Raw genomic sequence first — 22476 nt, forward strand, 5'->3', positions numbered from 1 at the left:
CCATTCCGTTTCAGAAGGAAGACAAACATGGCCATTTCCGCCAACCGGCTTGAACTTTTGTCCATCGCCCGCTCGGTCGCATATGAAAAGAATATCGACGAGTCGATCGTGGTTGAGGCAATTGAAGAGGCGATCAGCAAAGCTGCCCGCGCTCGCTATGGGGCCGATCATCAGATTGATGCGCGCATCAATCCTAAGTCTGGCGAACTCACCTTGAAGCGCAAGCAGACCGTGGTTGCGACCCAAGACGAAGTCGAAAACCCCAGCCAGCAAATCCCGCTTTCGGTTGCTAAGCGGATCGACCCGAGTGTGGACGTCGGCCATGTCTTTGAAGAAGACCTGCCCTTGTTCGACTTTGGCCGCGTGATGTCCTTGACCGGCAAGCAAGTCATCACCCAGCGCGTCCGCGAAGCAGAGCGCGACAAGCAGTTCGAAGAATATAAGGACCGCGTCGCCGATATCATCAATGGTATCGTGAAGCGCGTTGAATATGGCAATGTGATTGTCGATTTGGGCCGTGGCGAAGGCGTTATCCGTCGGGATCAAACCTTGCCGCGCGAAAATCTGAACATGGGCGACCGTGTCCGCTGCTACATCTACGACGTGCGTCGTGAGCCAAAAGGTCCACAAATCTTCTTGTCGCGCGCTCATCCCGGCTTCATGGCCAAGTTGTTTGAAGCAGAAGTGCCTGAAGTTTATGACGGTGTGATTGAAATCAAGGCGGTTGCACGCGATCCTTCGTCGCGGGCCAAGATTGCCGTGTTCAGCCATGACAACTCGATTGACCCTGTCGGTGCCTGCGTCGGTATGCGCGGTTCACGGGTTCAAGCGGTGGTTGGCGAATTGGGTGGCGAAAAGATCGACATCATTCCTTGGTCGCCAGACCCTGCAACCTTCATCGTGAACGCGCTTCAGCCTGCTGAAGTGACCAAAGTGGTTCTCGACGAAGATGAAAACCGCGTCGAAGTGGTGGTTCCCGATGAGCAATTGAGCTTGGCCATCGGCCGCCGCGGCCAAAATGTGCGCCTTGCCAGCCAGTTGACCGGCTGGTCGATCGATATTCTGACCGAAGAAGAAGAGCGTTCGCGCCGCGAGAAGGAAGCCAACAGCCGCACCGAATTGTTCATGGGTGCGATTGACGTCGACGAAATGATGGCGCGTCTCTTGGTTTCTGAAGGCTTCGAAACCATCGAAGAATTGGCTTATGTCGAATTGGGCGACCTTCTGCAGATCGAAGGCTTTGACGAAGACGTCTCGGCGGAGCTGCAAGCCCGTGCGCGCGACTTCATCGAACGTGCGCAAAACGAACTTAATGCCAAACGCGCAAGCTTGGGCGTAGAAGATGAGGTTCTGGGTCTGCCAGGCGTCACCTTAGAAGTCGCCATCAAATTGGGCGAAGGCGGCGTAAAGAATGTGGAAGATGTCGCGGGCCTCGTGTCTGACGATCTGCGTGGCTGGTTCGAAGTCAAAAATGGCGAAAAGACCCGCTTCCCAGGCTTGTTGGAAGGCATGAGCATGAGTGTCGAGCAAGCCGACGCTTTGATCATGGCTGCTCGCGTCGCCATGGGCTGGGTTGAGGCTCCCGTCGTTGAGGAAGCCGAAGCAGAGGCGGAAGTTGCCGCCGATGGACAAGAGTGAGCGACGTGAAGGCGCCGGACGTGTCCGGCGCTGCATAGCGACCGGCGAGGTCCAGCCTGAAGCTGGGCTGATCCGTTTTGTGGCTGATCCCGACGGCTGGGTCTTTCCAGACCCAGCCGCACGCGCACCTGGACGGGGCGTTTGGGTCACTTCAACGCGGGAAGCTGTCAGTTTAGCGGTCAAAAAGGGCGCGTTCTCGCGCGGCCTCAAGCGTGAGGCTAAACCACGCGAAGACTTGATGGATCGCATTGTCGAGGGCTTGAGGCTGCGGTGCCTAAATCAGCTTTCGATCGCCCGAAAAGCGGGTGAAATTGTCCTGGGCAACGATCAGGTGGCGTCGGCATTACGTACGGCCAAGCCTGCTTGGCGTATCGAAGCCAGCGACGGATCCCCCGACGGACGCGGCAAATTGGACGGCCTCTCGCTGGCATGGGGCGGTGTGCCAACTGCAGGCTGTTTCACTGGGATGGAAATGGGCATGGCGTTAGGACGCGATGTTGTGATACATGCTATCTTAATGCCAGGGCGTTTAGCAGACAGCTGGACGACGGACATTAGGCGCTTAGCGGGTTTTATTCCATTAGTGCCCGATGATTGGCCAAGGGACGGCACCTATATATAGGTGCAGGACCATTTGGAACTGGACGAAGCCGATCTTGACCGGCACAGAACGCCCGGGCGGTAATCCTGCTCGAACGGCGGTTTTTGTGCTTGCTGGACCTAATCTTGGGGCCAAAGGCCGGTTGAATTTTTACGACGCGCCAATGAGTGCGCAAGGATGAGCATGAGCGACGGTAACGACAACGAAAACCAATCGGGGCGCAAGCCTCTGACCCTTTCCCGCAATGTGGGCGCTGGCACCGTTCGCCAGAGCTTTTCGCATGGGCGTACCAACCAAGTTGTGGTTGAGGTCAAGAAGAAGCGCACAATTGGCCCAGGAGAAGCGCCAGCCGCTGGTGCACCCGGGGCTGTGCCAAAACCCGCCTTTGCGCCGCCTGTTCGTCCTGCTGCAGCACCTGTGGCCGCCGCACCTGCCCCTAAGCCGGCAGCACCTGCACCCGCCGACGAGTCGCGCCAAGCGCCTGCCCGTACCACCAAGACCCTGGGCTTGTCCGATAGTGAAATGAAAGCGCGTATGGTCGCGCTAGAGCGGGCTCGTGAACAAGAACAAGCACGTCGTCAGCAACAATTGGCTGAGGCTGAACTGCGTCAACGCCGCGAAGATGCCGACCGCCGTCGCGCGGACGAAGAGCGTCAGATCGCAGAAGCCGAAGCGCAGCGTAAGCGGCAATTAGACGAAGAACAAAAAGCTGCTGAAGCCCGTCGTACTGCCGCGCAAGCCGCAGCAGACGCACCAGTTCGTGGCCGTGAAGAGGCTGCACCTGTTTATGAAGCCGAAGCACCTGTCTCTGGTGCCGAACGCGATGAAGAAGCTGGCGAAGCCCCTGCGGGCGAAGAAGGTGAAGACGGCGACTTGCTGTCTGAACTGGGCGGTCGTGTAAAACGGCAAAAAGTTGCCGTCGTTCGCGCCCCTCCTGTGTCGCGTGCCAAAGGTGCGCAACAGCGCCGTTCGGGCAAGCTGACCATCACCTCTGCTTTGGGTGATGATTCTGACCGTCAGCGCTCGCTTGCCTCGGTTCGCCGTGCCCGTGAAAAAGAGCGCGACCGTCGTTTGCGCATGTTGAAGGGTCAAGAGCAGACTAAGCAAGTGCGCGAAGTTGTCGTGCCGGAAGTCATCACCGTGGCCGAATTGGCCAACCGGATGGCAGAGCGCCTGACCGACGTCATCAAATATCTGATGAAACAAGGTCAGATGATGAAAGGTGCCGATAATCTCGACGCCGATACTGCCGAATTGATCGTCACCGACTTTGGTCACAGCGTAAAGCGCGTGGCGGAATCTGACGTTGAAATTGGTCTGGAAGGCGAAGCAGACACCGACGCCAACCAAGTGCCACGTCCACCCGTCGTGACCATCATGGGTCACGTTGACCATGGTAAAACCTCGCTTCTGGATGCGATCCGCTCTGCCGATACGGTTAAGGGCGAAGCCGGCGGCATTACCCAGCACATCGGGGCCTATCAGGTCCGTTTGGCTAATGGCGAGCGCGTGACCTTCTTGGATACGCCAGGCCACGCTGCCTTCTCCAGCATGCGCGCTCGCGGCGCCGGCATCACCGATGTGGTGGTTCTGGTGGTAGCGGCCGATGATGGCGTGATGCCACAAACCGTTGAAGCCATCAGCCACGCGAAAGCCGCTGGTGTGCCGATCATCGTGGCCGTCAATAAAATCGACAAGCCAGAAGCCAATCCGCAGAAGGTCTTGAACGAGCTTCTGCAATATGAAGTTCTGACCGAAGCCGTGGGCGGTGACACTTTGTGGGTACCGGTTTCGGCCAAAGAGCGCACCAATCTCGACACGCTCTTGGAAACCATCCTGCTGCAGTCGGAAGTTTTGGACCTTAAAGCCAATCCAGATCGCGCCGCAGAAGGTACGGTTATTGAAGCCAAGCTCGACAAGGGTCGTGGTTCGGTTGCTACCGTTCTGGTGCAACGCGGAACTTTGAAGCGTGGCGATCTGGTTGTTGCCGGAACGCAATGGGGTCGCGTGCGCGCCCTCAGCGACGAGCGCGGCCAAACCGTTCAATCCGCAGGGCCTTCTCAGCCGGTTGAAATCCTGGGTCTCGATGGCACACCAGAGCCTGGTGACGTGGTCGTGGTCGTGGAAAATGAAGCCCGCGCCCGCGAAGTAACGGACTATCGTATCCGCATGAAGCGGGAAAAGGTCGTCGTACGTCAAACCGCGCGTTCGGGTCTGGAAGCCATGTTGGCTCGCATCAAGGATGCCGAAGTCAAGGAATTCCCGCTCATCGTCAAAGCCGATGTGGGTGGGTCTGCCGAAGCCATTACGGCGGCGCTCGAGAAGCTCTCGACCGACGAAGTGCGCGCCAAAGTTATCCACCAAGCCGTTGGCGGGATCACCGAAAGCGATGTTCTTTTGGCGAAGTCTTCCGGCGCACCAATTCTCGCGTTCAACACACGTGCACCCAAGCAGGTGCGCGACTTGGCCGAGCATGAAGGCGTTGAGATCCGTTATTATTCCATCATCTACAATCTGTTGGATGATGTGAAAGACATTCTCTCCGGCATGTTGGAGCCAGAGCGGAAAGAAACCTTCTTGGGCTATGCCCAAATCTTGCAGGTGTTCAACATCACCAAGGTTGGCAAAATTGCTGGCTGTAAGATCAATGAAGGCAATATCAAACGCGGTTGCGGTGTTCGCCTCCTGCGCGATGATGTCGTCATCCATGAAGGCAAGCTCTCCACTCTGAAGCGCTTTAAAGATGAAGTCAGCGAAGTTTTGGCTGGCCAAGAATGCGGTATGGCATTTGAAGGCTATCAGGACCTGCGCGAAGGCGATCTGATTGAGTGCTTCGACGTGCAGATCATCAAGCGTAGTTTGTAGGGTAGCATTCCTGTTGTCGCACAACGGGAAAATTAGACCTCATGTCATTTCGGCGAGCCCTGCCTAGAAGGAGGGGCTAGCCTTAAAGTGTGGATAGGTTTCGCCTTATCCTCGGCTCACTAGCTCACCGCTAACCTAGCCTCTCAAACGCCAAAGCGGCCTTGAGAGGCTAGCAGCCATGATTTTCGACAGACTAAAGCAAGTGCGCGACGATTTGCGGGACGCGCGCTGCGCCATCGCCGACGTTAAAATAGCGCTTAGAGAACGCATAAGCGTAACTGAGGTCAAATTTGACCCTAACCAACCCCGTGCGCCGCAAGGCACACCAACTGGCGGTCAATGGACAAGCACCGGCGGTGGGTCCGGCTACCGAGCCGCCCCCCGAAAGCCATCACCGCCGCCTACGCCACCAAAACCGAAACCACCACAAACGTTGGGAAATATACCGCGCGCGGCGTCGCGAACGTCACTGCCGCTGATTGCTGGAGCCGTTGGCATACAGCGCGCGGCAGGCACCTATGCGGCAGAAGTATCGGGCCAATCCCAGACGCCCTTTTTGCATATTCCCTACCAAAAGCCGACGGTTGGGTCTTTGCCAGCACCCAGGGGTCGGGCGGCTACAAGTCGAAGATCAAGCCCATCTCCAGCCTTTTCTTCTAATGACGGTGACCGTGTAGAACGGCAGTGTCAGATCAAACGCGACTCCGATCTAAGAACTTGCTCGCAGAATGCCGCCCGATACGGTCGCAAAAATGGCGACGAAAAAAGAATATTTGCAATTTGCCGTGCGACCGCGATGGTACGCTATAGCGAATGCAAAGCGGGCGGCGGCATACATGCGATCAAGACGCCACTTTATAGTGGTCACAACTACCGAGGAGGTTAAAATGCAAAGCTTAGGCCCACACGTAATCATGCATGTTTCCGACAATGGTGACGAACACGAACTCCATGTAACGGTTTATTTTACCGGGCAACAAACCCACGATCTCGGCGAAGGGGTCGAATATGTAGAAGAAGCAGGGGAAGTCTGCCTAGAATTTGAAAATGGAGAAAGCCGATTTCCGGTTTCGGGGGAAAACACCTTGGCGCTGGTTGGCAACGCCATTATGCTCACCGAGGCTCACATTAAGGGCATTTGCCTAAGGGTTGGTGGAACTGTCTATCGACATATTGCTGGAGACGTCAAAAAGCCCGGTGATATGTTTTTATAGGCTCCATCTCCGCCTAAATCGAGGCTAACATGCAGAGTTTAAGCCCACACATCCTTACATACGTTTCCGATGACGGCGCGGGGCGAATGTTTCGTTGACGTTTCCCAATCCAAATAAAGCGAAGGAGACGGACAATGATCACTCTTGGGCCCGACACCCTTACTCTACAAAACAAGAGCGGTGATACTGAAACCTTCGAGGTTAGAATCTTCCTGCATGACCCCAAAGAAGAAGGCACGCCTGAACATGACGATGGCCTAGCCTATTATGGTGAAATCCTGCTCAGTTTCGCTTCCCACGAGCGCCGGATGAAGGCTTCATGTATAAACAATATTGAGCTGGTCGGGGTCTTGATGATGTTTGCAGAGGCCTACATATCGAGGACATGTGAAGTTGATAATTTAACGCTGTTTCGAAGTATACCCGGAGACATAAAAGTGCCGACCGATATGTTTCGCTAAAAGAGCTGTCCTTTCTTTGAGGGGCTAACACGCAAAGCTTAGGGCCGCACACGATTAAGCGAATTACCAGCGACGGTGAAGAACAGGAAATCCACGTAACGGTCTATTTTACCGGGCAACGAACACATGACCTCGGCGAGGGGGTCGAGTACATCGAAGAAGCTGGGGAAGTCCATTTGGAATTTGAAGATGACGAGCGTTGACTTCCTATTTTTGGCGACACCACACTTGCTCTGGTCGGCAGCGCAATTATGATCGCCGAAGCCTATATCAATGGGATTTGCGCAGGAGAGGGCGGGAGCGTCTATCAAAACATCGCCGGAGACGTAAAAGAGCCGGGTGCTATGTTTTTGTAGGCTCCGTCTCCACTTATATCGAGGTTAAAATGCTGTCTTTAGGCCCGCACATCATTCGGCATCAATTTCCCGATGGCGAAATCGAGGAAACGCCTGTTCGCTTCAATTTTCTGGGACCCAAGGAAACAGTTATCTCTGAAACAATTTCCATTACTCAAGAGTCCGGCGAAGTCATTGTGGAATTGCCGGACGGCGAGCATCGTACTTTTATTGAAGCTGAAAACACCTTTGCGCTTGTCGGTCGGGCGATAAAGCTAACCGAGGCCTTGTTTCTAGGTTGGAGCCTTGAAGATAATGGCAAGGCCTTTCGACTGGTACCCGGCGACGTAAAGGGGCCCGGGGATATGTTCTTGTAGTGGCACCTGACCCGCCACTCAGCGTTTCCCTTGCCTCGCGCACGCCAAGCCGCTACTCCAGCGGCCCGCGCTGTTTTGGAACGGCGGGCAATCGACATAAACCGCTCCTGACTGGTCGATCCCAGCACGGGCTTTGAAAGTTAGATCATGGCAAAGCGTTTCGATAATTCATCTGGCCCTACCCAGCGGCAATTGCGGGCGGGGGAAAACATTCGCCACGTGCTGGTCGAAATTCTGCGCCGTGGCGACATTCGCGATCCGGCTTTGGTCGATAAAAGCATCACGGTCGGCGAGGTCCGTATGAGCCCAGACCTCAAGCACGCCAATATTTTTGTCGCGGCTCTCGGCCTCGAAGACGCCGAAGAGATTGCCAAGGCGCTGAACCGTGCATCTAAATTCCTGCGCGGCGAATGCGGGCGGGCGCTGGAAAGCAAGTTTACACCGGACCTGCGCTTCTTGGCCGACACGTCCTATGACGCGGCCTTGAAGATGAATGATCTTTTCAACGATCCCAAAGTTCGCGCCGATTTGATCAAGCCGGCGGATGAGGCCTGATGTCGCGCCGCAAAAAGGGCCAGGATATCCATGGTTGGATCGTTCTGGACAAAGACCTGCATCTAACTTCCACCGATGCCGTCACCCGCGTCCGGCGTGCGTTTGACGCCAAGAAGGCTGGCCATGCTGGCACGTTGGATCCGTTAGCAACCGGAATTCTACCGATCGCGCTTGGTGAAGCCACCAAAACCGTCGCTTGGTTGATGGAGGCTGAGAAATCTTATCGCTTCACGGTCGAATGGGGGGCCTCTACCGATACCCAAGACCGCGAAGGCAAAATTATTGCTACCTCGGACGTGCGGCCTTGCAAAGAGGCAATCGAGGCGGCTCTGGTTGGCTTTATCGGTGAGATCCAACAAGTCCCGCCCATCTATAGCGCCATTAAAGTGGCGGGCGAGCGGTCTTACGATCTGGCCCGTGATGGTGAAGTGCCTGAACTCAAAGCGCGCACGGTTTTGCTGATTGAAGCGCGTCTGGTCGATGTGCCCGACGCCGATCATGCCACCATCGAATGCCGCTGTGGCAAGGGCTTTTACGTACGCGCCTTGGCTCGTGACCTTGCAACAGCGCTTGGCGCGGAGGGTCATGTGAGCGCTTTGCGGCGAACTTCAGTCGGCCCATTCCATGAGAGCGCAGCAATAACACTGGAAAAGCTACAGGAAGTATGCAATAGCGACGCCGCGTCCGACAGCCTTTTGCCAGTTGAGACCGCGCTGGACGACATCCCGGCGCTGGCCGTAACAGCGGAAGAGGCTTTCAGGTTGCGGCAAGGCCGCGGGATTGTTCTTCTCCCCCACCAGGTTGAAGAGCTGCGCTCCAAGCGCAGACCCCGTGTTGTATCCGGCGAAGACATGAGCCGAGCAGCACTGGCAACCCTTCAAGGCCAAGCCGTCGCTATAGGAGACGCACGCGCGGGACGGTTTGAGCCGGTCCGTGTGTTTCAACTCAGTGCGCGCGATTGAACCCGCCGCCAACCCAAAGGGAACCACGATGTCGGTAGCACCAGAGCGTAAGCTCGAAATCATGAAAGAACATGGCCTCGCCCCAAACGATACGGGCAGCCCAGAAGTACAAATCGCGATCCTGACCGAGCGTATCGTGAACCTGACTGAGCATTTCAAAATGCACAAGAAGGACAATCACTCACGTCGCGGCCTGTTGGCCATGGTGTCGTTGCGTCGCCGTTTGCTGGACTATGTAAAGTCCCGCGATGTGGCACGTTATCAAGCCATTTTGACCAAGCATGGTCTGCGTCGCTAAGGCGTCGTGACAAAACCAATCAGGGCGGTGCGAGATGCGCCGCCCTTTTGCTATTTGCCCCTCACCCGAAATCGGTGCCGGAGATCGGCAAGAGGAGTAAGATGAAAGATGGCTCTCGCATAGGGTGAGGGCTTTCTCCGGCAAGGACGCCGGACCCCTTGGTTCAGGAAGGCCTGTTCCAAGTTTTGTAGGCGGCAGCATGGGGAAGGCCTCATGATCTGCCAGAAGGAATGATGATGTTTGACATAAAGACTGTTTCGCTCGAATGGGGCGGACGTACGCTGACACTGGAAACTGGCCGCATGGCGCGCCAAGCCGATGGGGCCGTTTTGGCCACCTATGGCGACACACAAGTTCTCGCGACCGCTGTTGGTGCGCGTTCGGCCAAGCCGGGGATCGATTTCTTCCCGCTGACCGTGAATTATCAAGAAAAATTCTATGCAGCTGGCCGTATTCCAGGTGGCTATTTTAAGCGCGAAGGTCGTCCAACCGAAAAGGAAACACTGGTTTCCCGCTTGATCGACCGCCCAATCCGCCCCTTGTTCGCCAAAGGCTTCAAGAACGAAACCCAAGTCGTCATCACCACCTTGTCGCATGATCAGGAAAATGATCCCGATATCGTGGCATTGGTGGCTTCTTCGGCTGCTTTGGTTCTGTCGGGTCTTCCGTTCATGGGCCCAATCTCGGCCGCACGCGTTGGCTATATCAATGGCGAATATGTGCTGAACCCAACCGTCGATCAGCTGAAAGAAAGCGACATGGACTTGGTGGTCGCAGGGACCGCTGATGCCGTGATGATGGTTGAGTCGGAAATCTACGAATTGTCCGAAGAAGTGGTGTTGGGCGGGGTTTCCTTCGCACACAAGCAAATGCAGCCTGTGATCGATCTGATCATCTCGCTGGCAGAGCAAGCCGCCAAAGATCCTTGGGACTTCCAAGCTGAAGATCACAGCGCCGAAAACAAGGCTGTGAAGGACATGATCGGCGCAGACATCGATGCCGCTTACCGCATCGCCGATAAGGGCGCTCGCCAAGACGCCGTTGGTGCCGCGAAGAAGCGCGCTGAAGCAGCTTTGGTTGTTTCTGAAACAAATCCAGACGGCATGGACGGTTCGCTGTTCAAGACGGTTTGTAAAGAAGTCGAAAGCGACATCGTGCGCAGCGCCATCGTGAAGGAAGGCCGTCGTATCGATGGTCGCCCGGTCGATAAGGTACGTGCGATCGTTTCTGAAGCTGGCGTTCTGCCGCGTGCACATGGCTCGGCCTTGTTCACCCGCGGTGAAACCCAAGCACTCGTGGTTGCCACTTTGGGCACTGCCGATGACGAGCAATTCATCGACAGCTTAGAGGGCACCTATAAAGAGCGCTTCATGCTGCATTATAACTTCCCTCCATATTCGGTGGGCGAAGTGGGCCGCATGGGTGGCGCTGGTCGTCGCGAAATTGGCCACGGCAAGCTGGCCTGGCGCGCGATGCAAGCGGTTCTGCCAACCCCAGAGCAATTCCCATACACCATCCGTTTGGTGTCGGAGATCACTGAATCCAACGGCTCGTCCTCGATGGCGTCGGTTTGCGGTGCGTCTTTGGCTCTGATGGACGCAGGCGCGCCAATCAGCTCGCCAGTTGCTGGTGTTGCGATGGGCCTCGTGCTGCAAGATGACGGCAGCTTCGAAGTTCTGACCGACATTCTGGGTGATGAAGATCATCTGGGCGATATGGACTTTAAGGTCGCTGGTACCGAAAACGGCATCACCTCGCTTCAAATGGACATCAAGGTTGCAGGCATCACTGAGGAGATCATGAAGGTCGCCCTCACCCGTGCCCATGCTGGCAGGATGCACATTTTGGGCGAGATGGCCAAGTCTTTGACAGGTGCTCGTGGCGAACTCAACGCCTTTGCGCCAAAGATCGTGTCCTTCATGATCCCAACCGACAAGATCCGTGAAGTGATCGGCACCGGTGGTAAGGTCATCCGCGAAATCGTGGAAAAGACTGGCGCGAAAATCTCGATCGAAGATGATGGCAGCGTGAAAGTTGCCGCATCGGATCAAGACAAGATCGATGCCGCTGTGAAGTGGGTGAAGAGCATCACGGACGAAGCTGAAGTCGGCAAAGTCTATGAAGGCAAAGTCGTCAAAGTCATGGAATTTGGTGCCTTTGTGAACTTCTTCGGCGCGAAGGACGGCTTGGTCCACATCTCGCAACTCGCAAACCGCAAGGTCGCAACCGTTGGCGAAATCGTCAAAGAGGGTGACACCGTGAAGGTGAAGCTGATGGGCTTTGATGATCGCGGCAAGACCCGCTTGTCAATGAAAGTCGTCGACCAAGCCACCGGCGAAGACATCGAAGAAAAGCTGAAAGCAGAGCGTGCAGAGCGTGGGGAGCCTGAAGAGGTCGAACAACCCCGCGAGCGCAGCGAACGCCCCCGTCGCCGTCGCGACTAAGGCTTTCTGTTTTTCTCTGAATTACCAGCGGCGATCCCTTCGGGGGTCGCCGTTTTGGTATGTGGGGTGCCGGGGCAGGCAGGGTTTTTCGTCTGGAAGGCTTTGGTGCAGGCCCTGCCTACACCAAAGGCCTCAGTTAAATGTCGGTGGGCGATTTGACGGGTCAAGTCCGCTTTGCGCCGCTACGCGGCAGATTTCTGAAAGAAATCTGGACTTGACGCGACAAAGCGCCCGGTCATGCTCGTCACGCGGTTGGGTGACCAGAATAGGCACCAAAACGCTTCTAAGTATGCTCAGCCAATCCTACCGCTGCCTGCAACCCCTCGCGCCTTGCCCCACACGGCCCCGCGCGCTAAAGCCAGCCGATGACAGACGCACTTGAAAAAACCATTCCTAAAGTTGGCATTGTATCGCTGGGCTGCCCCAAGGCGCTGGTGGATAGCGAGCGGATCATTACGCGCTTGCGGGCGGAGGGGTATCAGATCGCGCCCGACTATAGCGGCGCAGACCTTGTGCTGGTGAATACCTGCGGCTTCCTCGATAGCGCGCGGGAAGAGAGTTTGGATGCGATTGGTGAGGCTATTGCCGAAAACGGTAAGGTCATTGTCACCGGCTGTTTGGGGGCAGAGCCGGATGTGATCCGAGAGCGCCACCCCAAAGTCTTGGCGATCACAGGGCCGCAGCAATATGAGAGCGTGATGTCGGCCGTCCATTCCGCGCTGCCGCCCAGCCATGACCCGTTCTTGGATTTGGTGCCTGAAGGCGGCGTGAAGCTGACGCCACGCCACTATGCCTACTTGAAAATCTCGGAGGGCTGCAACAACCGCTGTTCCTTCTGCATCATCCCGAAGCTGCGCGGCGATCTCGTCTCGCGTCCAGCCGCCCATGTGATGGCAGAAGCTGAAAAGCTGGTCGGTGCTGGCGTGAAAGAGCTGTTGGTGATCAGCCAGGATACGTCTGCCTATGGCCTAGATATTGGCTATGCCACCAGCACGTGGAAAGACCGCGAGTATCGCGCGAAATTCTATGATCTCTGCAAAGATCTGGGCAGTTTAGGTGCTTGGGTACGCCTGCATTATGTCTACCCTTACCCCCATGTTGATGAGGCCATTCATCTGATGGCAGAGGGTAAAATTCTGCCCTATCTCGACATTCCTTTTCAACATGCCAGCCCGCGCGTGTTGAAGGCGATGCGCCGCCCTGCCAATCAGGACAAGCAAGCCGCCCGCATCGCCAAATGGCGGTCTGAATGCCCTGACCTTGCCATCCGCTCGACCTTCATTGTCGGCTTCCCCGGCGAGACCGAGGAAGACTTTACCCAATTGCTCGACTTCATGCGCGAAGGCCAAATCGACCGGGTTGGCTGCTTCAAATATGAGAATGTCGTCCATGCGCCTTCGCGTGACCTCGAAGGTCATGTGCCCGAGGAAGTGAAGGAAGAGCGCTGGCACCGCTTCATGGAAGTCGCACGTGAAGTTTCCGAACAGCGTTTAGCCACTAAGATTGGTAAGGAAGTCGATGTCATCATTGATGAAGTCGATGATGAAGGCCCGATTGGCCGCACGGTTTGGGATGCGCCCGAAGTCGATGGCGCGATTGAGTTGCACGGCTTTAAGAAGGCTAAGCCTGGCGATATCGTGCGTGCGCGGATCGTGGATGCTGGCGATTATGATCTGGTCGGCGAAGCGATCTAGTTTTTGGTCGCCAGCCACCAACTGCCAAAGCTGAGGCTGAGGACTAAGGTCAACATCACAGTCTGATGGCTCAGGCCGTACATCGCCGCGCTTGCCAAGACGGCAGATTGAATGATGGGCAGGCCAGTGGGGGCCAGATAGGCGAGCAGGCTCAAGATCATCACAACAAATATGATCCCACCTATTTCGCGCCAAATCTGTTTGCGCGCGATGTCAGCTTGAACTTCCCGCAAGACGCCCGCCACAAAGGCTTCGTCATTGGCCGATTCCGCTAAGCTTGAGGCTTCGAAAAACAAGGATTTGAGAGCAAGATCGTCTTGGTTCATGGCTGTTTGCTTTCTGACAGATCGATTTTGGCCGTAGGGGTCGCAGAGCGCAAGTCCCGCATGACTTCGATGGCGCGGTCTCGGCCGCGCTGGGCATGGCTTTTTACGGTTCCAAGCGGCATGGACAGGGCTTGGGCAGCTTCTGCATGGGAAAGCCCCGCCCCAAAACACAGCGCCACGACAAGGCGCTGATCGGGCGAGAGGGCTTGGAGCACTTTGTCGAGGTCGAGTTTGGCGGCGACACCGTTTTCTTGGGTGGCGATTTGATCTTGATCGGCCAGCCAGTCCGCGTCGCGCCTTTGCGCTCGGGCGTGGCCGCGACGTTGGTCATAGGCCGCGTTTACGGCGATGGAAAACAACCAACCGCGGAAACTGCCCCCGGCTTGGTCGGCACCGCGCCAGCGCGACAAGTTTTTCCAAGCCTTCAAAAAAGTCTCCTGTGCCAGATCATCTGCCAAGCTGGGCTCAGAGACCATCCGGCACAGGAAGCCACGAACGGCGGATTGATGACGGCGCACCAGCTGATCAAACGCGTTGGAGGAACCCGTGCGGGCGCGCTTGACCAAGGCTTCATCAACATCGCTAACAAGCGTTTGACTGGTGTGCACGATCATAACCTCAGTTCGCGTTTCGCCACGTCCTATTGCGGGTCAGACGCGGGAGCAGGGCGACGCAAGCGCCAGCTTAAGAGCTGACCGAAGCCGGTAAAGGCCAAAACAACGCCAGTCATGATCATGAAGCTACCAAAACCTGCGTCAAAATTCAGTTTGCTGATTCCGCCAGCCGCACAAAAGCCTAGGCCCATCGACAGGCTGATGAGGCCAGAGCGCAGGTCCATTTCAGGCGAATTAGGCGCTTTCACCATGAGCTTCAATGTCGTTTCATCCAGCTTTTGGCCAGACGCGATCACTTGACGCAGGGTCTCTTGCTGACTTTCGCGAAATTTGGCGTTCCAGTAGAAACCCGCAAGAACCGATATCGTGATTGAGAGCGAAATCATGAAGGGGACGAGTTCACCAACATTTTCCATTTTCTTTTCCTTTTCTCATGTGCGGCGACGGCAAAGACTTATGACGCCGCCGCATCTGAATTTGGATGCAGCCAAGCTGCATTCTTTGTGACTAACGAGCAAGAGTGGGTTGGTTGGGTGCCTTCGCGCTGGCAATCACCAGCACATCATAGGTCTCCAGCCGGTCGCGGACGCTCATGGGCAGAGACAGCCAGAGGGCGCGATTGGCTTTCAGTGTTTTGATGTCAATGACTTGGCCTTCGGTGGTGGGCTGGGGCGCAAGTTGGCTTAGAATTGCGCATGTCTTTGCACTAAAGGCTTGCCGGCCTTCAGCTTGGCAAAGGGTATGTCGGCTGTTGGGGTGGGCCAAGTCCTTCGCCCAAGCCATTTGCTCTGGCTTGAGTGGGGCTACAACCCGCTGGGATATAACTTTCGTCTGCGGAACGGCTGCAAACACTGGGCTTGCAAGTGCGAAGCCCAAGCAGAGGTGGCCGGCGGCGAGGATCAGGGGGAGGGTTTTCATTGTGGTATCCTTATTGTTGGTTGGATACAGATAAGACGCCACAGCCCTTGGATTTGGATGCGGCAGAATTCCACATCTGGTGATATTTTTCGTGTCGGCAAAACTAGTCTATAGGATTTGCTATGGCTGATGACGTTTCCCCTCTCTCGACCGCGCAATCCATCACGTCCGATGGGCTCTTGCTGGATTGCTGGTATTTTGCCGCGACCTCGGCGGAGTTGAAGGCGGGCAAACAATTCCGTCGTATGATTGTGGGCGAACCGGTGCTTCTCGGCCGTACCGCCAAGGGTGAGGTGTTGGCCATACGCGACGTCTGCCCGCACCGTGCAGTCCCTTTGTCGGCGGGGCGGCAAGTTGAGACCAATGGCCAAGCCACGATTGAATGCCCCTATCATGGCTGGCGCTTTGGCGGCGATGGGGTGTGCAAGCTGATGCCGTCTTTGGTCGAAGGCCAGCCCTATGACCCAGCCAAGGTGAAAGTCCGCCGCTATCCCCATGCCGAGCGCAATGGTTTGGTCTTTATCTATATCTCCTCTGACCCCCGGTTTGACGGTACGCCCGATCTTCCGCCGCCAGATTTTGGCATTAAGGCCGACAAGCCCAAATTCGTCGTCAGCCGGGTATTTGAAGCGCATATGGATAATGCTGTGGTGGGTCTGATGGACCCGGCCCATGTCCCCTTTGTTCATAATCAATGGTGGTGGCGTCCGCCATCGGTCGGCCTCAAGCTTAAAGAAAAGCAATTTGAGCCCCGGCTTTACGGCTGGGCCATTGCGCGCCATGCGCCGTCCTCTAACTCTCTGGCCTACCGCCTGTTGTTCGGCGAGGGGGTGACGACCGAGATTGTCTTCATGGTGCCGGGTTTCCGCTGGGAAGTGGTGGAAAATGACAAGAGCCAGTTCTTCACGCTCACCTGTCTTACGCCAATTGACGGCAAATCGACCTTGATTACCCAGATTAGCTACTGGACCCGTGCGCCGTTACTGGACCTGATCAAGCCGATCCTCATCCCCGCCGCCCGCGAATTCTTGGACCAAGATGGCCGCATGGTGGACCTACAGAATAAAGGGCTGCCTTTTACAAAAGGCATGCTTTGGATTGACGACATCGACGTGCAAGCTAAGTGGTATAACAAACTCAAGCGGGAATGGGCGCAAAGTCGGGCTGAGGGGCGGCCTTTCTCTAATCCCATTCGCCCACAACGCTTGAAGTGGCGCAGTTGATTTAAAGCACGTGCGACAAATAGGCTTGCGTCAGCGCGGTACGTCAGCCATCGTGTGAATAAAGCACGTGCAGGGGCTCAGGGGGAGATTAGGCTTCATGCGAATAGCAATACTGAAGGAAACGCGCGACGGGGAAACCCGGGTGGCGGCCTCGCCAGAAACCATTAAAAAATTGACGGCAGCGGGCCATCAGATCGTGATCGAAACCGGTGCCGGTGATCAAGCATCTTCGCCTGACCGCCTGTTCGTAGAAGCAGGTGCTGAAATCGCCGCCGATGCGAAGGCGACGCTGAAAGGTGCGGACCTTCTTTTGAAGGTGCGCCGTCCAAGTGCCGCTGAGCTGAAACTGGTTCCCAAAGGCGCTGGCGTGGTGGCTTTCTGGAGTCCGCATAGCGACAAGGCGCTGATTGAAGCAGCGGCTAAAGCTGGCGTGGTCGCGTTGTCGATGGAATTCACCCCGCGCATCACGCGCGCGCAAGCCATGGACGCATTGTCCTCGCAGGCAAACTTGGCCGGCTATCGCGCTGTCATCGAAGGCGCGGCGCTTTATGGCCGTGGTTTCCCGATGATGATGACGGCAGCAGGAACTGTTGCTGCGGCCAAATGCTTTGTGATGGGGGCAGGCGTAGCCGGTCTTCAGGCGATTGCAACAGCCCGTCGTCTTGGCGCAATCGTGACCTCAACCGACGTGCGGCCTGCTGCTAAAGAACAAGTCGCCTCATTGGGTGCGAAGTTTATCGCGGTTGAGGATGAAGAGTTCAAAGCCGCCGAAACCGCTGCGGGCTATGCTAAGCCCATGAGTGCGGAATATCAGGCTAAACAGGCGATCCTCGTTTGCGAACATATTGCCAAGCAAGACGTCGTGATCACGACGGCCTTGATCCCCGGCCGTCCTGCCCCCGTCTTGGTGACGCCAGAAATGGTGGCCGCCATGAAGCCCGGCAGTGTGATTATCGATTTGGCAGTAGAGCAGGGCGGCAATTGCCCGCTGTCTAAGGCGGACGAGTTGGTGGTGACTGAAAATGGCGTGACGATTGCGGGCTTTGCCAATCTGCCTGGCCGGTTGGCAGCCGATTCCAGCGCGCTTTACGCAAAGAATTTGCTCAATCTTCTGCCCTTGCTGACCGATGCGGACACCAAGGGCTTCGCCCCCCATTTTGACGACGATATCATTCAGGGCATGCTGCTCACCCGCGATGGCGCGGTCGTGCACCCCTCCCTGACAGCAGCATGAGGATTGAACATGGAAGCCGTTGATCCCACCGTTTTCCGCCTCGCCATTTTCGTGTTGGCGATTTTTGTTGGCTATTATGTGGTTTGGAGTGTGACTCCCGCCCTGCATACGCCTTTGATGGCCGTAACCAACGCCATTTCCTCGGTCGTTGTCGTCGGCGCCTTGATCGCCGCCGCAGCGACACTGCCAGATGGTGGCGCTGATGGCGCGACCTGGGTGTCGCGTGGCATGGGCGCGCTCGCCGTGGCCCTGGCCGCCGTCAACATTTTCGGCGGGTTCCTCGTGACCCAACGTATGTTGGCCATGTATAAGAAGAAGGAGCGTACGGCTCCTGGAAAGGGCGGCCACTAAGATGACCCCATCCATTGCAGCCCTACTCTATCTCGTTTCCGGGGTCCTGTTCATTTTGGCCCTGCGCGGGCTTTCCAGTCCTGAAACCAGTCGTCAAGGCAACACCTATGGCATGATCGGCATGGCGATTTCGGTCGTCACGACTTTGTTGGCCGTCAAGCTTGATGTCACGACGATTGGCCTGATCCTCGCGGCAACCGCCATTGGTGGCGGTGTCGGGGCAGTCTTGGCGCGCAAGATCGCCATGACCAGCATGCCGCAATTGGTGGCAGCGTTTCACTCGCTCGTCGGTCTGGCCGCCGTTCTGATTGCTGGTGCAGCCATGTATAGCCCCGAGGCTTTTCACATTGCGGCTGAAGGCGGCGGAATCAAAACCGCGTCCTTGATCGAAATGGGCCTTGGGATCGCGATTGGTTCGATCACCTTTACCGGGTCGTTGATCGCGTTTGCGAAGCTTAACGGCAATATGAGCGGCGCGCCCATCATCCTGCCAGCCCGTCACTTGCTAAACATTCTGATTTTGGTGGGCATTATCGCGCTGATCGGCGTGTTGATCGCCACGCATGGCGCTGCACTCTGGGCCTTCTGGGCGCTGGTTGCCTTGTCCTTCCTATTGGGCGTGACCTTGATCATCCCAATCGGCGGCGCGGATATGCCTGTCGTGGTCTCCATGCTCAACTCTTACTCTGGTTGGGCGGCGGCGGCTTTGGGCTTCACGCTGGAGAATAATGCGCTGATCATCACGGGTGCTTTGGTCGGTTCGTCTGGTGCGATCCTGTCCTACATCATGTGTAAGGGCATGAACCGCAGCTTTATCTCGGTCATCCTGGGCGGCTTTGGTGCCGCCGATGGTGCAGCTGTTGCCGGTGGCAAGGTCGAAACCCGTCCTGTTAAGCAGGGTAGCGCGGAAGATGCAGCCTTCATCATGAAGAATGCAGAACGTGTCATCATCGTTCCTGGCTATGGCATGGCGGTGGCCCAAGCCCAGCACGCGCTAAAAGAAATGGCCGACAAGCTGAAAGCCGAAGGCGTCGAAGTTAAATACGCCATCCATCCAGTCGCAGGGCGTATGCCGGGCCACATGAACGTGTTGTTGGCCGAAGCCCAAGTGCCCTATGACGAAGTTTTTGAGCTTGAAGACATCAACTCAGAATTTGGGCAGGCAGACGTGGCCTATGTGATTGGCGCAAATGACGTAACCAATCCTTCTGCCAAAACCGATCCGCAAAGCCCGATCTTTGGGATGCCGATCTTGGATGTGGAAAAGGCGAAAACGGTGTTGTTCATCAAGCGCGGCATGGGCTCTGGCTATGCGGGCGTAGAGAACGAACTTTTCTTCCGCGATAACACCATGATGTTGTTTGCAGACGCCAAGAAGATGACTGAAGCGATCGTGAAGTCGCTTTAGGGCATAAATTCGATAGCAGAAGCGGCCGGGCACATTGCCCGGCCCTTTTTCGTTTAACCGACCGCTGCCAACCCAAGCGCTTTACGAATAGCCGCGGCAATCTGGGCAGCTGCGCCAAAGGCGGTTTCCGATTGCGAGCCTTGCACGCCAGTTCCGCCTGAGACGATCAAGTCTGCATTCATCCGGCTGGGCCCAGTCCAACGCTCATAGGCCGGGCGAACTGAAGACAAATATTGAGCCGCAACTGTTTCCGGTGTCCGGCCGCGCTCGTGAATGTCGCGCAATAGACGGCGCAGCAATCGGATATCAGAGGGCGTGTCCACGAAGACCTTCAAGTCGCATAGATTATAAATGGCGCTGTCGCAAAGGGTGTGCGTGCCTTCGAGGATGACCACATCGCATGGCGGCAGGCGGTGAGTGGCTTCCCGCCGTCCGTGGATGGTGAAATCATAAATGGGGACATCTACGGCCTCGCCCGCTTTAATCGCCTTCAGATGCTGTTCCAACAATATGTGGTCGCGCGCATCCGGCGTGTCAAAGTCATAGGTGGCGGGATCAAAGCCCGGCAAAGAGCGGCTGTCTTTATAATAGTCGTCTTGGCTGACAATGCGAGCCGTCAACGGACGGAGAAGTCCGACCAATTGCGCTGCCGTTGTTGTCTTACCGGAACCTGAACCACCGCTAATGGCCACTAAAAAGGGGGAAGTTGTCACGCCTTCTTATCCAAGGCGCACGGCGGTGCCGCTGGCAGCAACCATCATCATCGTGCCTTGGTGTACGCCACCTTCAAAATCGATCGACACACCCACAACAGCATCAGCGCCCAAGGCTTCCGCTTCCAGCATCAGCTCATCAATCGCAACTTGGCGCGCTTCACGAAGGGTTTTTTCATAAGCACCACTGCGTCCACCGATGACGTCGCGAATGCCGGCGAACAAATCGCGGAATACATTGGCCCCGATCACCGCTTCGCCCGCAACGACTCCTAGATAGTGCGTCACTTTCCGGCCTTCAACAAAATCAGTCGTGGTTACGATCATCCTAGGCTCCTTCAGTTGGTTCTTGTGGCGAGGCGTTCAAGCGCAGCCTAGTTATTCACCGGCTCATTGAGGACGGGCGCAGGCATGGTGCCGACAAAGGTCTGCACATTGCAGCCATAGCCGGGCTTTAGGCGCGCTTCAGCTTGATTGAGGCCGGAGAAATTCACGATGACCCGCTCATCCATATAGACGATCTGCGCCCTATCGATCTGGGAACCAATTTCGGCTCGGCAGGACTTCTCATCTCGGTTTTGGACATAGAGGCAACTGCACATCTGGCGCGCGATGAAGCCGGCACCAATCTCCCCATACTTGCGCGCTTGATAGCCAACCGCCATCACGATGACGAATATGGCAACAAGGACGATGCCAACGATCGTAGAAAAAGAAGGCAGTTTGCGCACAGGCCATAGAACCTTATAAAGAGAGTCGTTATAGACCAGCCTAATCCGGTCTGTCTTGTTCATCTAGAGGCTAATGATGCGCCGCGCCATGCGTCCCAGCAGAAATTTTCCAACACTTTCCCGTCCAGTCTGGCTCGGCCTTGCCGTTTGTGCGGCAATCGCCACAGGCTTGGGTACGTTTGTGGTCGCGCAAGACAGCCAGAAGGCGCAAATGGCGGCCTATGCCAAGGGCCCGTTGGTGCCTCTGCCGCCCCAGCCAAAGGGCGTGCCGTTCCCGACTGACGCCTGGCCAAGGGGCGAAGCGCCTGAAGCAGCCGCACGAGTTATCAAGACACAGTTCGATCAGGCATTCGGCAATTCAAAGTCTCCCATGGGTGAAACCCGCGCGGTCATCATTATACAAGGTGGCCGGATCGTCGCTGAGCGCTACGGCACCGGCTTTGACGAGAAGTCCAAGCTGGTTTCGTGGTCGATGGCCAAAAGCGTGACTTCCAGCCTTGTCGGCATCGCGATGTTGGACGGCAAGCTCAAGCTTGATCAACCCTTGAACGACCCCCTGTGGGACGACGGCGACCCCCGGCGCGACATCACCATTCGGCAGGCGCTGCACATGAGTGACGGACTGCGCTGGCGTGAAGATGGCTATGCCGACCCGGTCTCGAATGATGCGGCCAAGATGCTGTTTGGACCAGGGCGTGAAAACATCGTCGCATATGTGACCGATCGGCCGACAGAGTTTAAACCCGGCGAGAAGTGGCGCTATTCTTCTGGCACCACGAATTTGATTTCAGCTGCGGTCGCCCGTGCAGTTTCACCGCGCAATTTGAAGGACCCAACGGGGGCCGAAGGCTATCGCAATTTCATGTATGATCGGCTGTTTCGGCCTATCGGCATGAATAATGTGGCCGCAGAGTTTGATCTGGCGGGCAATTTCTATGCGTCCTCCCTGATGCATGCCACCGCACAAGATTGGGCGCGCTTTGGTTTGCTCCATCTTCGCGACGGGGTCTGGGACGGCAAACGCATTTTGCCAGAAGGCTATGTCGACTTTTTGCGGACGCCGACAACGGCGGAAGGGGCACCCGGCTATGGGGCGCATTGGTGGCTGAGCCTGCCGAACAAGCAAGGCACGCTCAAGAATGGCCCCTATGATTCGTTTGAGGCGCACGGCTTCCAAGGCCAGTGGATCGGGGTGATTCCCTCTAAGGATTTGGTGATTGTGCGCTTGGGCCTGATGGCGGACGAATCAGGTTGGGACACGTTGGACGCATGGCTGCAACCAATTGTGGATGCCTTTCCAACCGTCACCCAGCCCTAAGGGCCGTTGACACCCCAATAAAGCGACTGGAATCGCCAGAATCCTCTTCATCTTCATGAAGAATCCCTCGCGGCTGTCCGACTGCGTTAATCACTCATTAACTGAAAAATACATTTTGCGTGAAAAACCCCATTGACCGCCGCAGCAAGGCACATCCACTATATATGGTGTCTTGCTCTGGGGGCGGGCGCAAATT

Annotated in this window: 23 protein-coding genes; 16 read left to right on the plus strand and 7 right to left on the minus strand. The window is 56.3% G+C overall.

Annotated elements, in window-relative coordinates; translation table 11 throughout:
• Nucleotides 1-27: 27 nt before the first annotated feature.
• The 11 genes from nusA (at nt 28) to rimO (ending at nt 13444) form a co-directional block, all read left to right on the plus strand.
• The gene (gene nusA / locus ACOVRA_RS06230) at nt 28-1638 is read left to right on the plus strand and encodes a transcription termination factor NusA (protein ID WP_290803329.1); all 1611 of its coding nucleotides are present in this window, start codon (nt 28-30) and stop codon (nt 1636-1638) included.
• Complete coding sequence (locus ACOVRA_RS06235; protein ID WP_421719533.1) at nt 1625-2260, plus strand: RNA-binding protein; 636 nt, start codon at nt 1625-1627, stop codon at nt 2258-2260. The genes nusA and ACOVRA_RS06235 overlap by 14 nt, the downstream gene beginning before the upstream one ends.
• Nucleotides 2261-2422: 162 nt before the next feature.
• Nucleotides 2423-5104 carry a translation initiation factor IF-2 gene (infB, locus tag ACOVRA_RS06240; protein WP_421719534.1) on the plus strand — a complete coding sequence of 894 codons (2682 nt, stop codon included), beginning with the start codon at nt 2423-2425 and terminating at the stop codon, nt 5102-5104.
• A 728-nt stretch (nt 5105-5832) separates the two neighbouring features.
• Nucleotides 5833-6318: a hypothetical protein gene (locus tag ACOVRA_RS06245; RefSeq protein ID WP_421719535.1), complete on the plus strand. Its 486-nt coding sequence runs from the start codon at nt 5833-5835 to the stop codon at nt 6316-6318.
• Nucleotides 6319-6452: 134 nt separating this feature from the next.
• The gene (locus ACOVRA_RS06250) at nt 6453-6779 is read left to right on the plus strand and encodes a hypothetical protein (RefSeq protein ID WP_421719536.1); all 327 of its coding nucleotides are present in this window, start codon (nt 6453-6455) and stop codon (nt 6777-6779) included.
• Nucleotides 6780-7164: 385 nt separating this feature from the next.
• Nucleotides 7165-7491, plus strand: a complete 327-nt coding sequence (locus ACOVRA_RS06255; protein WP_421719537.1) for a hypothetical protein — start codon at nt 7165-7167, stop codon at nt 7489-7491.
• 147 nt (nt 7492-7638) lie between these two features.
• Nucleotides 7639-8046 carry a 30S ribosome-binding factor RbfA gene (rbfA, locus tag ACOVRA_RS06260; protein WP_298230676.1) on the plus strand — a complete coding sequence of 136 codons (408 nt, stop codon included), beginning with the start codon at nt 7639-7641 and terminating at the stop codon, nt 8044-8046.
• Complete coding sequence (truB, locus tag ACOVRA_RS06265; protein WP_421719538.1) at nt 8046-9008, plus strand: tRNA pseudouridine(55) synthase TruB; 963 nt, start codon at nt 8046-8048, stop codon at nt 9006-9008. Before rbfA ends, truB begins: the two co-directional genes overlap by 1 nt.
• A gap of 28 nt (nt 9009-9036) precedes the next feature.
• The gene (rpsO, locus tag ACOVRA_RS06270) at nt 9037-9306 is read left to right on the plus strand and encodes a 30S ribosomal protein S15 (protein WP_290803356.1); all 270 of its coding nucleotides are present in this window, start codon (nt 9037-9039) and stop codon (nt 9304-9306) included.
• Nucleotides 9307-9542: 236 nt separating this feature from the next.
• Nucleotides 9543-11750, plus strand: coding sequence for a polyribonucleotide nucleotidyltransferase (gene pnp, locus ACOVRA_RS06275; protein WP_421719539.1), 2208 nt, complete (start codon nt 9543-9545; stop codon nt 11748-11750).
• A 365-nt stretch (nt 11751-12115) separates the two neighbouring features.
• Nucleotides 12116-13444, plus strand: coding sequence for a 30S ribosomal protein S12 methylthiotransferase RimO (gene rimO / locus ACOVRA_RS06280; RefSeq protein WP_298230680.1), 1329 nt, complete (start codon nt 12116-12118; stop codon nt 13442-13444).
• On the opposite strand, the gene ACOVRA_RS06285 is transcribed toward rimO, so the two are convergent.
• From ACOVRA_RS06285 to ACOVRA_RS06300, 4 genes are all read right to left on the minus strand, one after another.
• On the minus strand, nt 13441-13770 hold the full coding sequence (locus ACOVRA_RS06285; protein WP_421719540.1) for a hypothetical protein: 330 nt from the start codon (nt 13768-13770) through the stop codon (nt 13441-13443). The two genes, rimO and ACOVRA_RS06285, sit on opposite strands and share 4 nt — an antisense overlap.
• On the minus strand, nt 13767-14378 hold the full coding sequence (locus ACOVRA_RS06290; RefSeq protein WP_421719541.1) for an RNA polymerase sigma factor: 612 nt from the start codon (nt 14376-14378) through the stop codon (nt 13767-13769). Before ACOVRA_RS06290 ends, ACOVRA_RS06285 begins: the two co-directional genes overlap by 4 nt.
• Before the next feature lie 32 nt (nt 14379-14410).
• Nucleotides 14411-14800 (minus strand): DUF6249 domain-containing protein, encoded by a 390-nt coding sequence (locus tag ACOVRA_RS06295; RefSeq protein ID WP_421719542.1) that lies wholly within the window; start codon nt 14798-14800, stop codon nt 14411-14413.
• Nucleotides 14801-14891: 91 nt separating this feature from the next.
• Entirely contained in the window at nt 14892-15302 is a 411-nt protein-coding gene (locus tag ACOVRA_RS06300) for a hypothetical protein (RefSeq protein ID WP_421719543.1), read from the minus strand.
• A gap of 122 nt (nt 15303-15424) precedes the next feature.
• Between ACOVRA_RS06300 and ACOVRA_RS06305 the strand changes: the two genes are divergently transcribed.
• The 4 genes from ACOVRA_RS06305 (at nt 15425) to ACOVRA_RS06320 (ending at nt 19518) form a co-directional block, all read left to right on the plus strand.
• The gene (locus ACOVRA_RS06305; protein WP_421719544.1) at nt 15425-16525 is read left to right on the plus strand and encodes a Rieske 2Fe-2S domain-containing protein; all 1101 of its coding nucleotides are present in this window, start codon (nt 15425-15427) and stop codon (nt 16523-16525) included.
• Nucleotides 16526-16622: 97 nt separating this feature from the next.
• Nucleotides 16623-17759 carry a Re/Si-specific NAD(P)(+) transhydrogenase subunit alpha gene (locus ACOVRA_RS06310; RefSeq protein WP_421719545.1) on the plus strand — a complete coding sequence of 379 codons (1137 nt, stop codon included), beginning with the start codon at nt 16623-16625 and terminating at the stop codon, nt 17757-17759.
• Between the two features lie 9 nt (nt 17760-17768).
• Nucleotides 17769-18110 carry an NAD(P) transhydrogenase subunit alpha gene (locus tag ACOVRA_RS06315; RefSeq protein WP_298229602.1) on the plus strand — a complete coding sequence of 114 codons (342 nt, stop codon included), beginning with the start codon at nt 17769-17771 and terminating at the stop codon, nt 18108-18110.
• A gap of 1 nt (nt 18111) precedes the next feature.
• On the plus strand, nt 18112-19518 hold the full coding sequence (locus ACOVRA_RS06320) for an NAD(P)(+) transhydrogenase (Re/Si-specific) subunit beta (RefSeq protein ID WP_290803384.1): 1407 nt from the start codon (nt 18112-18114) through the stop codon (nt 19516-19518).
• A 53-nt stretch (nt 19519-19571) separates the two neighbouring features.
• Here ACOVRA_RS06320 and udk read toward each other — a convergent pair whose 3' ends face one another.
• Genes udk through ACOVRA_RS06335 form a run of 3 tightly spaced genes read right to left on the minus strand, consistent with a single transcriptional unit; the run spans nt 19572 to nt 21025 of the window.
• The gene (gene udk / locus ACOVRA_RS06325) at nt 19572-20231 is read right to left on the minus strand and encodes a uridine kinase (protein WP_421719546.1); all 660 of its coding nucleotides are present in this window, start codon (nt 20229-20231) and stop codon (nt 19572-19574) included.
• A 6-nt stretch (nt 20232-20237) separates the two neighbouring features.
• The gene (locus ACOVRA_RS06330) at nt 20238-20558 is read right to left on the minus strand and encodes a heavy metal-binding domain-containing protein (RefSeq protein ID WP_290803389.1); all 321 of its coding nucleotides are present in this window, start codon (nt 20556-20558) and stop codon (nt 20238-20240) included.
• Nucleotides 20559-20605: 47 nt separating this feature from the next.
• Nucleotides 20606-21025 carry a hypothetical protein gene (locus ACOVRA_RS06335; protein ID WP_421719547.1) on the minus strand — a complete coding sequence of 140 codons (420 nt, stop codon included), beginning with the start codon at nt 21023-21025 and terminating at the stop codon, nt 20606-20608.
• Nucleotides 21026-21050: 25 nt separating this feature from the next.
• Between ACOVRA_RS06335 and ACOVRA_RS06340 the strand changes: the two genes are divergently transcribed.
• The gene (locus ACOVRA_RS06340) at nt 21051-22280 is read left to right on the plus strand and encodes a serine hydrolase domain-containing protein (protein ID WP_421719548.1); all 1230 of its coding nucleotides are present in this window, start codon (nt 21051-21053) and stop codon (nt 22278-22280) included.
• Nucleotides 22281-22476 lie beyond the last annotated feature (196 nt).

The sequence above is a fragment of the Aquidulcibacter sp. genome (genome assembly GCF_049239865.1).
In the GTDB taxonomy this organism is placed as follows: domain Bacteria; phylum Pseudomonadota; class Alphaproteobacteria; order Caulobacterales; family Aquidulcibacteraceae; genus Aquidulcibacter.